The 8,872-nt window shown below is 66.0% G+C and carries 9 protein-coding genes and 1 tRNA gene; 7 read left to right on the top strand and 3 right to left on the bottom strand.

The genetic code is table 11. The annotated features are described in order from the left end of the window. Nucleotides 1-123: 123 nt before the first annotated feature. Nucleotides 124-606, bottom strand: coding sequence for a hypothetical protein (locus tag ACLP4W_RS29630; protein WP_442391089.1), 483 nt, complete (start codon nucleotides 604-606; stop codon nucleotides 124-126). Next, nucleotides 603-857 carry a helix-turn-helix domain-containing protein gene (locus ACLP4W_RS29625; protein WP_442391087.1) on the bottom strand — a complete coding sequence of 85 codons (255 nt, stop codon included), beginning with the start codon at nucleotides 855-857 and terminating at the stop codon, nucleotides 603-605. Before ACLP4W_RS29625 ends, ACLP4W_RS29630 begins: the two co-directional genes overlap by 4 nt. A gap of 77 nt (nucleotides 858-934) precedes the next feature. On the opposite strand from ACLP4W_RS29625, the gene ACLP4W_RS29620 reads away from it, so the two are divergent. Together ACLP4W_RS29620 and ACLP4W_RS29615 are read left to right on the top strand one after the other, a co-directional pair. Then, complete coding sequence (locus tag ACLP4W_RS29620; protein ID WP_442391085.1) at nucleotides 935-1,576, top strand: helix-turn-helix domain-containing protein; 642 nt, start codon at nucleotides 935-937, stop codon at nucleotides 1,574-1,576. Further along, entirely contained in the window at nucleotides 1,569-2,762 is a 1,194-nt protein-coding gene (locus ACLP4W_RS29615; protein WP_442391083.1) for a tyrosine-type recombinase/integrase, read from the top strand. Before ACLP4W_RS29620 ends, ACLP4W_RS29615 begins: the two co-directional genes overlap by 8 nt. Nucleotides 2,763-2,873: 111 nt before the next feature. Here ACLP4W_RS29615 and ACLP4W_RS29610 read toward each other — a convergent pair. Beyond that, a tRNA-Arg gene (locus tag ACLP4W_RS29610) sits at nucleotides 2,874-2,946 on the bottom strand. A gap of 126 nt (nucleotides 2,947-3,072) precedes the next feature. Here ACLP4W_RS29610 and argS point away from each other — a divergent pair. The 5 genes from argS to ACLP4W_RS29585 all read left to right on the top strand — a co-directional run. Then, nucleotides 3,073-4,725 carry an arginine--tRNA ligase gene (argS, locus tag ACLP4W_RS29605; RefSeq protein WP_442391081.1) on the top strand — a complete coding sequence of 551 codons (1,653 nt, stop codon included), beginning with the start codon at nucleotides 3,073-3,075 and terminating at the stop codon, nucleotides 4,723-4,725. 38 nt (nucleotides 4,726-4,763) lie between these two features. Continuing rightward, nucleotides 4,764-6,122 carry a diaminopimelate decarboxylase gene (gene lysA / locus ACLP4W_RS29600; RefSeq protein WP_442391091.1) on the top strand — a complete coding sequence of 453 codons (1,359 nt, stop codon included), beginning with the start codon at nucleotides 4,764-4,766 and terminating at the stop codon, nucleotides 6,120-6,122. A 3-nt stretch (nucleotides 6,123-6,125) separates the two neighbouring features. Continuing rightward, the gene (locus ACLP4W_RS29595; protein WP_442391079.1) at nucleotides 6,126-7,451 is read left to right on the top strand and encodes a homoserine dehydrogenase; all 1,326 of its coding nucleotides are present in this window, start codon (nucleotides 6,126-6,128) and stop codon (nucleotides 7,449-7,451) included. Then, nucleotides 7,448-8,530, top strand: a complete 1,083-nt coding sequence (gene thrC / locus ACLP4W_RS29590; RefSeq protein WP_442391077.1) for a threonine synthase — start codon at nucleotides 7,448-7,450, stop codon at nucleotides 8,528-8,530. The genes ACLP4W_RS29595 and thrC overlap by 4 nt, the downstream gene beginning before the upstream one ends. A gap of 10 nt (nucleotides 8,531-8,540) precedes the next feature. Beyond that, nucleotides 8,541-8,872: GHMP family kinase ATP-binding protein (locus ACLP4W_RS29585; RefSeq protein WP_442391075.1), on the top strand; the 332-nt coding region annotated here is incomplete at its 3' end.

The following is an 8,872-nucleotide window of genomic DNA, read 5'->3' as shown; positions in this document are numbered from 1 at the left end:
TCGACCTGCTCGACACCCCGATACCGCTCACCGCCGCCGCGTAGCCAGAACAACCACCCCACGAAACCAGCCAATCCCCAGGTCACCCCGGGATTCACCTATTTCAGCTGCCGTAACTTCGGTCTAGGCGGCATCGTCGCCACCCCCGTCGATTCCGCCGTACCGCGCCCACCCGCCGGTGTTCAGCGGGTTGATCACCCGGGCGACGCCGTCCTCATCGAGCAGGTGCAAGTCCCCATCGGTCACGGTCAAGATCGCTGGCCTGCTGTGCGCGTCCCAGCAGGCACGGCGCTCCTCGATGTGCTCAGTGGGGACCGGCCATTCGCCTGCCGATGACAGCCCCCAGCCGATACCCGCCTCGGCCATGCATTGTTCGTTGACCTCGTCGCTGCCGCATCTGCCGCAGATCGGTATGGAGCGGCATTTGGTGATCCTCGACCCCGCTGGGAACTCGGGCATGGTCGGCAACGGACCTCCGCACCTTGGGCAGATGCCGTGCTCGATGTCCGAGATGATGTCATCGGAATTGCCCTCAATGTCGGCGTCGGTGTCGCTGAGCACGGTCGGATGGAAGGGGTGGGTACCGGAGAAGGTGCGGATAGTCACGCCGGACCGCCGGCCTCGAGGTGGTTGATGAAGTCGACGATCGCGGCCTCACTTACCAGCCGTCTGCGGCCTACTTTGATCGAGCGAAGTCGGCCGCTACCCAGCTCCTCGTAAACCTTGGACCGGCCTAGTTTCAGGCGCTCCATGACGTCCTCGACGCTGTTCAGACGCGCGACAGCCGGCGTCGTCGCCGCTAGTGCCGGCGTGCATTGGGTCGTCGCTGCCGCCGCAGCTTCCGCTAGTTCTGGCATGAAATCCTCCGATGCTCTGGAATGCGACACACTTATACGCTAGTGTGCTGGTATGAAACTTATACGGCCGTGCTGGAATGCGCCAGAACATACGTGGACGTGTCGCGTTGCCAAACATTGATCCAGACGCCAAAAAGTGGGAGAAGGGTCTGTCCAAACGCGCCGGATTGGCCATACGGGCACGGCGCAAGGCCCTGGGATTGACCGCACAGCAGCTCGCGGAGCGCACCAAAGGATTGGGTCATCACGTTACGCGCGTGGCGATTTCGAAAATTGAAGGCAACCTTCGGGCTGGCAAGTTAGACGTTGCCGAGCTCCTGGTGCTGGCTGCAGCGCTGGATATTCCACCGGCACTCTTGGTCTTTCCAGGGTTCCCGCTGGGGAACGTCGAATTGCTGCCTGACGACCGGCAGGCGAGCAACTATGACGCGGTCAAGTGGCTCGCCGGGGAAAGGCCGCTACCGCTGCGTCGTGCCGACTTGAAGCGTCTAAGCGCCCCTGAGCCGAACCTTGGCACCCAACTAGTAGCGGCCGTTCGGGAGCGCGATCAGCATGACCTGGAACGCCTACTCGCCACCGCCAAGGCGGCCAGCCCAGAAGACCGCAGGGTGGTTGCCGAGCTTGAAACGCAGGGGGCGATGATCCGCCTTCGGATCGCCGATCTCTGTGAGCGATTGGGCGTAGCTTCAGTCAGCAGCGAGGGGGAAAACGATGAGTAGGCAGCAGCTACCTCCGCAGATCAAGAAAATCGAGATTCTTGACCGTAAGACCGGGAAAACCGTTGCGCGGTACCAACTTCGGATCGACGGCGGCGTGAATCCGGAGACCGGGCAACGCCAGCAGGTGGGCCGCCGGTACGCCACTGAGAAGCAAGCCCGCGACGCGCTGGCCGAGATTGGGCAGCAGGCGGCCACTGATCAGTTCGTGCCGCGCAAGGCGCTCACAGTGGAAGAGCTGTGCGCGGACTGGCTAGCATCGCTACACAATGCGCGCGCGACGACGCTGAATGCTTACGGGTATGCGCTGGCGCCGCTTCGGGAGCGTCACGGCGGCATGCCGGTGCAGAGGCTCACCCGGCCGGATCTTGACCGGCTGCTGACCGATCTTCGGGACGGCGGCTCGACGACCGCCAAAGGTCACGAGCGGCGCGCATGGTCGCCGCGGTCGCTCAACAAAGCCGTCGACGCGTGGCGCGCCGTGCTGGACTACGGCATTGAGCGCCGGGAGCTGTCGCGCAACATGGCCGCCGCGATGAAGAAAGTTCCGCGCGTGCATCAGGAGATGAGTACCTACACACCCGATGAGATCCGCCGCGTGCTGCGTGCCGCGGACAAGGACCGTAACGGTCACCTTTGGTATTTAGCCCTGTCTGGCCTGCGCAGAGGAGAGATCGCCGGGTTGCGGTGGTCGGATGTCGATCTGGGCGCCGGAACGATCACCGTCTTGCGCAACCGGGTACAAGCCGGCGCGGGCAATGTAGTCGAGGGTGACCCCAAGACGCTGTCGTCGCGGCGCACGCTGCCGCTCGACGACGGCTTGGTGAGCGTCCTACGCCGGGCATCGGCCCGGTACGCCGAGGAACGGCTGGCGCTGGGTGCCCCGCACGCTGACAGTGGCTACGTGGCGGTCAATGAGATAGGCCAGCCCTACACGCCTGACACGCTGACACGTAGGTGGCACAAGCTGACTAAGGCGGCCGGCGTGCGCCCGATTCGGCTGCACGATGCCCGCCACTCGTGCGGTACTGCATTGCATTTACGTGGGGTGCCGTTGGCGGTGATCGCGAAGTGGCTCGGCCACGCCGATGCGTCGATTACAGCGCGGATCTACGCGCATTCCCAGGATGAGGCGCTGCGCGATGCTGGGAAGAGCTTGGGCGCGGTTGTGACCAGCGGAATTAGCTGATGAACGGTCCAGGGGAGGAGTTTCGCATGACTTGTGTCACCCTCGTGTCACTGACGCCGCTTTCGGGGCTCACGGCGACCAGCGATAGCTTGAAAATGCTGGTCAGATGGGTGCCCCCGGCAGGATTCGAACCTGCGGCCTTCTGCTCCGGAGGCAGACGCTCTATCCCCTGAGCTACGGGGGCGCACCGACATAGATGTTGCGCCATTGGGCTTCGAACAAGCAGGGACAGACTAGCGTATCGCGGTGACTGCTCGGCCACCGCGATGGATTCGGGGCGCGAGCACCCCAGCCCATAGGATGAACGTTCGTGACCCCCGCCGACCTGGCTGACCTGCTCAAAGCCACCGCTGCCGCGGTGCTGGCCGAGCGCGGGCTGGACGCTGCGGCGGTGCCGCCGACGGTCACCGTGGAGCGGCCGCGCAACCCCGGGCACGGCGATTACGCGAGCAACCTGGCGCTGCAGCTCGGCAAAAAGGTCGGCGCGAACCCGCGTGAACTGGCCGGATGGCTGGCCGAGGCGCTGTCGCGGGCCGACGGCATCGCCTCGGCAGAGGTGGCCGGGCCCGGCTTCATCAACATGCGCCTCGAGGCGTCGGCGCAGGCCGTGGTCGTCAACAACGTGATCGACGCCGGCGACCAGTTTGGCTACTCCGACGCGCTCGCCGGGCACAAGATCAACCTGGAATTCGTCTCGGCCAACCCGACCGGACCCATCCACATCGGGGGCACCCGGTGGGCCGCCGTCGGCGACGCGTTGGGCCGGTTGCTGTCGACGCAGGGCGCCGACGTACTGCGCGAATACTATTTCAACGACCACGGCGCCCAGATCGACCGCTTCGTCAGCTCGTTGATCGCCGCGGCCAAGGGCGAACCCATCCCTAACGACGGCTACGCGGGGACCTACATCACCGACATCGCCGCGCAGGTTTTGCAGAAGGCGCCCGACGCGCTCAGCCTGCCAGAGCCCGAGCTACGCGAGACCTTCCGCGAAATCGGTGTCGACCTGATGTTCACCCACATCAAAGAGTCGCTGCACGAGTTCGGCACCGACTTCGACGTCTACACCCACGAAGACTCGATGCACACCAGCGGCCGTGTCGACCAGGCCATCGCCAGGCTGCGCGGTACTGGCAACATCTACGAGAAGGACGGCGCAACCTGGTTGCGCACCAGCGCTTTTGGTGACGACAAGGACCGGGTCGTGATCAAGAGCGACGGCAATCCCGCGTATATCGCCGGTGATATCGCCTACTACCTGGACAAAAGACAACGCGGTTTCGACCTGTGCATCTACATGCTCGGCGCCGACCACCACGGATATATCGCCCGCCTCAAGGCCGCGGCCGCGGCCTTCGGCGACGACCCGGCCCACGTCGAGGTGCTCATCGGGCAGATGGTCAACCTGGTCCGTGACGGCCAGCCGGTTCGGATGAGCAAGCGGGCCGGAACCGTGATCACGCTCGACGACCTGGTCGAGGCGATCGGCGTCGATGCTGCCCGCTACAGCCTGATCCGCTCATCGGTGGACACCGCGATCGACATCGATCTGGAACTGTGGTCCTCGGCGTCGAACGAAAACCCGGTCTATTACGTGCAATACGCCCATGCCCGGTTGTCGGCGCTGGCCCGAAACGCCGCCGAGCTGGGCCTGATCCCCGACACCGCACACCTCGACCTGCTCAGCCACGACAAAGAGGGTGCGCTGCTCCGCACCATCGGCGAGTTCCCGCGGGTCCTGGAAACGGCGGCGTCACTGCGGGAACCACACCGGGTCTGCCGCTACCTGGAAGACCTCGCCGGTGACTACCACCGGTTCTACGACTCGTGCCGGGTCTTGCCCCAGGGCGACGAGCGGCCCACCGACCTGCACACCGCGCGTCTGGCGCTGTGCCAGGCCACCCGGCAGGTCATCGCCAACGGGCTGGGAATACTTGGCGTAAACGCCCCGGAGCGAATGTGAACGCCCATCCCTCCGCTCCCCGGCACGCCGAAGGCCCGCTGCGGCCACAATCCCCCGAAGCGCTGTTGCGGTTGGCGCCGAATGTCTGGCCACTCAACACAACTCGCGACGAAACCGGAGTCGCGGTCATCGCGGGAGTCCCGGTGACCCGTCTCGCTCAGGAGTATGGGACTCCGTTGTTCGTCATCGACGAGGACGACTTTCGCTCTCGCTGCCAAGACATGGCGGCCGCCTTCGGCGGGGGCAAGAATGTGCACTATGCCGCCAAGGCATTCCTGTGCAGCGAAATAGCGCGCTGGATCAACGAAGAAGGCCTCTCGCTGGACGTCTGCACCGGCGGGGAACTGGCCGTCGCGCTGCACGCCAACTTTCCACCGGAGCGGATCACCTTCCACGGCAACAACAAATCCGTCGCAGAATTGACCGCCGCGGTGAAAGCCGGAGTGGGCCACATCGTTTTGGACTCGATGAGCGAAATCGAGCGCCTCGAAGCCATCGCGGGCGAGGCGGGCATCGTCCAGGATGTGCTGGTACGTCTCACCGTCGGTGTCGAGGCGCACACGCATGAGTTCATCGCCACCGCTCACGAGGACCAAAAGTTCGGGCTGTCGGTGGCCAGCGGCGCGGCGATGGCGGCGGTGCGCCGGGTGTTCGCCACCGATCACCTGCGGCTGGTCGGGTTGCACAGCCATATCGGTTCGCAGATCTTCGACGTCGCCGGCTTCGAACTCGCCGCCCACCGAGTCATCGGCCTGCTGCGGCAGATTGTCGGCGATTTCGGCGTCGACAAGACGGCGCAACTATCGACCGTCGATCTCGGCGGCGGCTTTGGCATCTCGTACCTGGCGCCCGACGACCCGCCGCCGGTGGCCGAACTGGCCGCCAAGCTGAGCGCCATCGTGCGCAACGAGTCGGCGGCCGTGGGGCTGCCCACCCCCAGCCTGGTGGTCGAGCCCGGACGTGCCATCGCCGGACCCGGCACCATCACGCTGTACGAAGTCGGCACCGTGAAGGATGTCGACGTGAGCACCACGGCGCACCGGCGCTACGTCAGCGTCGACGGCGGCATGAGCGACAACATCCGCACCGCGCTCTACGACGCGCAGTACGACGCCCGGCTGGTATCGCGACTCAGCGATGCACCGGCAGAGCTGGCCCGCATCGTCGGAAAGCACTGCGAAACCGGCGACATCGTCGTTCGCGACACCTGGGTGCCCGGCGACCTGCGCCCCGGCGACCTGCTTGGGGTCGCCGCCACCGGTGCCTATTGCTATTCGCTGTCGAGCCGTTACAACATGATCGGCCGCCCCGCCGTGGTAGCCGTGCGCGCTGGGCGCGCCCGGATGATCCTGCGTCGTGAGACGGTCGACGATCTGCTGAGTCTGGAAGTGAGGTGACCCGTGACCGGTGACGAAAAGCCGATAGGCGTGGCAGTGCTCGGGTTGGGCAACGTCGGCAGCGAAGTCGTCCGAATCATCGACGAAAGCGCTGACGACCTTGCGGCTCGTGTCGGCGCCCCATTGGTGTTGCGCGGCATCGGAGTTCGGCGCGTCGCCGCCGACCGCGGCGTTCCGGTCGGCCTGCTCACCGACAACGTCGAGGAGCTCGTCTCACGCGAGGACGTCGACATCGTCGTCGAAGTGATGGGCCCGGTGGAGCCGTCCCGTAAGGCGATCCTGTCCGCGCTCGAACACGGCAAGTCCGTCGTCACTGCCAACAAGGCCCTGTTGTCCACCTCCACCGGAGAACTGGCGCAGTCGGCCGAAAACGCCCATGTCGACCTTTATTTCGAGGCCGCGGTCGCGGGCGCCATCCCGGTGATTCGCCCGCTCACCCAATCGCTGGCGGGCGACACGGTGTTGCGGGTGGCCGGCATCGTGAACGGCACCACCAACTACATCCTTTCCGAGATGGACAGCACCGGCGCCGACTACGACAGCGCGCTGGCTGACGCCAGTGCACTGGGCTATGCCGAGGCCGACCCCACCGCCGACGTCGAAGGCTACGACGCCGCGGCCAAGGCCGCCATCCTGGCGTCCATCGCATTCCACACCCGGGTGACCGCCGACGACGTCTACCGCGAGGGGATCACCAAGATCACGCCTGCAGACTTCGCATCCGCGCGAGCCCTCGGCTGCACCATCAAACTGTTGTCCATCTGCGAGCGCGTCGCGGGAGACGACGGTCAGGAACGGGTTTCGGCTCGCGTCTATCCGGCGCTGGTGCCCTTGTCGCATCCGCTTGCCACGGTCAGCGGGGCGTTCAACGCGGTAGTGGTCGAGGCCGCGGCCGCGGGGCGGCTGATGTTCTACGGCCAGGGGGCCGGCGGGGCGCCGACCGCATCGGCGGTCACCGGCGACTTGGTGATGGCCGCCCGCAACCGTGTCCTGGGCAGCCGCGGGCCAAAGGAGTCGAAGTACGCCCAACTGCCCATCGCGCCAATGGGTTTGATCTCCACCCGCTATTACGTCAGCATGAACGTCGCTGACGAGCCGGGCGCATTGTCCTCAGTGGCAGCCGAATTCGCCAAGCGCGAGGTGAGCATCGCCGAGGTCCGTCAAGAAGGCGTTGTGGACGAGGATGGGCGATGGGTGGGAGCCCGGGTCGTGGTGGTCACCCATACCGCCACCGACGCCGCGCTCTCCGAAACCGTCCATGCCCTTGCCGATTTGGACGTCGTGCAATGTGTCGCAAGCGTGCTGCGATTGGAAGGAACCAGCCTATGAGCGCCCCGCGGACGGCCACCCATCAACCGTGGCCGGGAGTGATCGCGGCGTACCGCGACCGCTTACCGGTTGGCGACGACTGGACGCCGGTCACCCTGCTCGAGGGTGGAACCCCGCTGATTGCCGCCCCCCGACTCTCGAAACGGACCGGCTGCACGATCCACCTCAAGGTCGAAGGCCTCAACCCCACCGGCTCTTTCAAGGACCGGGGCATGACGATGGCGGTCACCGACGCCGTGGCCCGTGGCCGGCAGGCCGTGCTGTGCGCATCCACCGGAAATACCTCGGCTTCGGCGGCGGCATATGCCGCCCGCGCCGGCATCACCTGCGCGGTGCTGATACCGCAGGGCAAGATCGCGATGGGCAAGCTCGCGCAGGCCGTCATGCACGGCGCCAAGATCATCCAGATCGACGGCAACTTCGACGACTGCCTGGAAATGGCTCGCAAGATGGCCGCCGACTTCCCGACGATCTCGCTGGTCAACTCGGTCAACCCGGTGCGTATCGAGGGCCAGAAGACGGCGGCGTTCGAGATCGTGGACGCGCTGGGCAGCGCGCCAGACGTGCATGCCTTGCCCGTCGGCAACGCCGGCAACATCACCGCCTACTGGAAGGGCTACACCGAGTATCACCACGAAGGCGTGATCGACAAGCTGCCCCGCATGCTGGGGACCCAGGCGGCCGGGGCGGCACCCCTGGTGCTCGGCCATCCGGTCAGCCACCCGGAGACCATCGCGACCGCGATCCGCATCGGCGCACCGGCGTCGTGGACGGCTGCCGTCGAGGCGCAGCAGCAATCCAAAGGGCGCTTCCTGGCCGCGACCGACGAGGAGATCCTGGCCGCGTACCACCTGGTGGCCCGCGCCGAGGGCGTCTTCGTCGAGCCCGCATCCGCGGCCAGCATCGCTGGCCTCCTCAAGGCCGTTGACGACGGCTGGGTGGCCCGTGGGTCGACGGTGGTGTGTACGGTGACCGGCAATGGTCTCAAGGATCCCGACACCGCGCTGAAGGATATGCCGAGCGTGTCCCCACTGCCTGTCGATCCCGCGCTCGTCGTCGAAAAATTAGGACTGGCCTAATGGAAGGCCGTTGGTGACCCGGATGCTGCCCGCCGGGCTGGTGGCGAGCGCCGTTGTGTCGGCGTCTAGCGCTAACCTCGGCCCCGGTTTCGACAGCATCGGTCTGGCATTGAATCTTTGCGACGAGATCGTCGTGGAAACAACGGATTCCGGCTTGATTGTGTTGGTCGAGGGCGAAGGCGCCGACCAGGTGCCGCTGGGTCCGGAGCATCTGGTGGTGCGCGCTGTCCGACGCGGGCTGCAGGCGGTGGGGGTCGGTGCCGCAGGCTTGGTGGTGCGCTGCCGCAACGCCATCCCGCATTCCCGCGGTCTCGGCTCCTCTGCGGCGGCCGTGGTCGGGGG

It is taken from the genome of Mycobacterium sp. (genome assembly GCF_052145595.1).
GTDB lineage: Bacteria > Actinomycetota > Actinomycetes > Mycobacteriales > Mycobacteriaceae > Mycobacterium.
Note: the sequence above shows the minus strand (reverse complement) of the source record. Positions and strands in the feature narration are given on the sequence as shown.

Coding starts and splice junctions, on each gene's coding strand:
- ACLP4W_RS29625 (WP_442391087.1), bottom strand. CDS start 857: ATGCCAGAACTAGCGGAAGCTGCGGCGGCAGCGACGACCCAATGCACG.
- ACLP4W_RS29615 (WP_442391083.1), top strand. CDS start 1,569: ATGAGTAGGCAGCAGCTACCTCCGCAGATCAAGAAAATCGAGATTCTT.
- thrC (WP_442391077.1), top strand. CDS start 7,448: ATGAGCGCCCCGCGGACGGCCACCCATCAACCGTGGCCGGGAGTGATC.
- ACLP4W_RS29620 (WP_442391085.1), top strand. CDS start 935: ATGCGCCAGAACATACGTGGACGTGTCGCGTTGCCAAACATTGATCCA.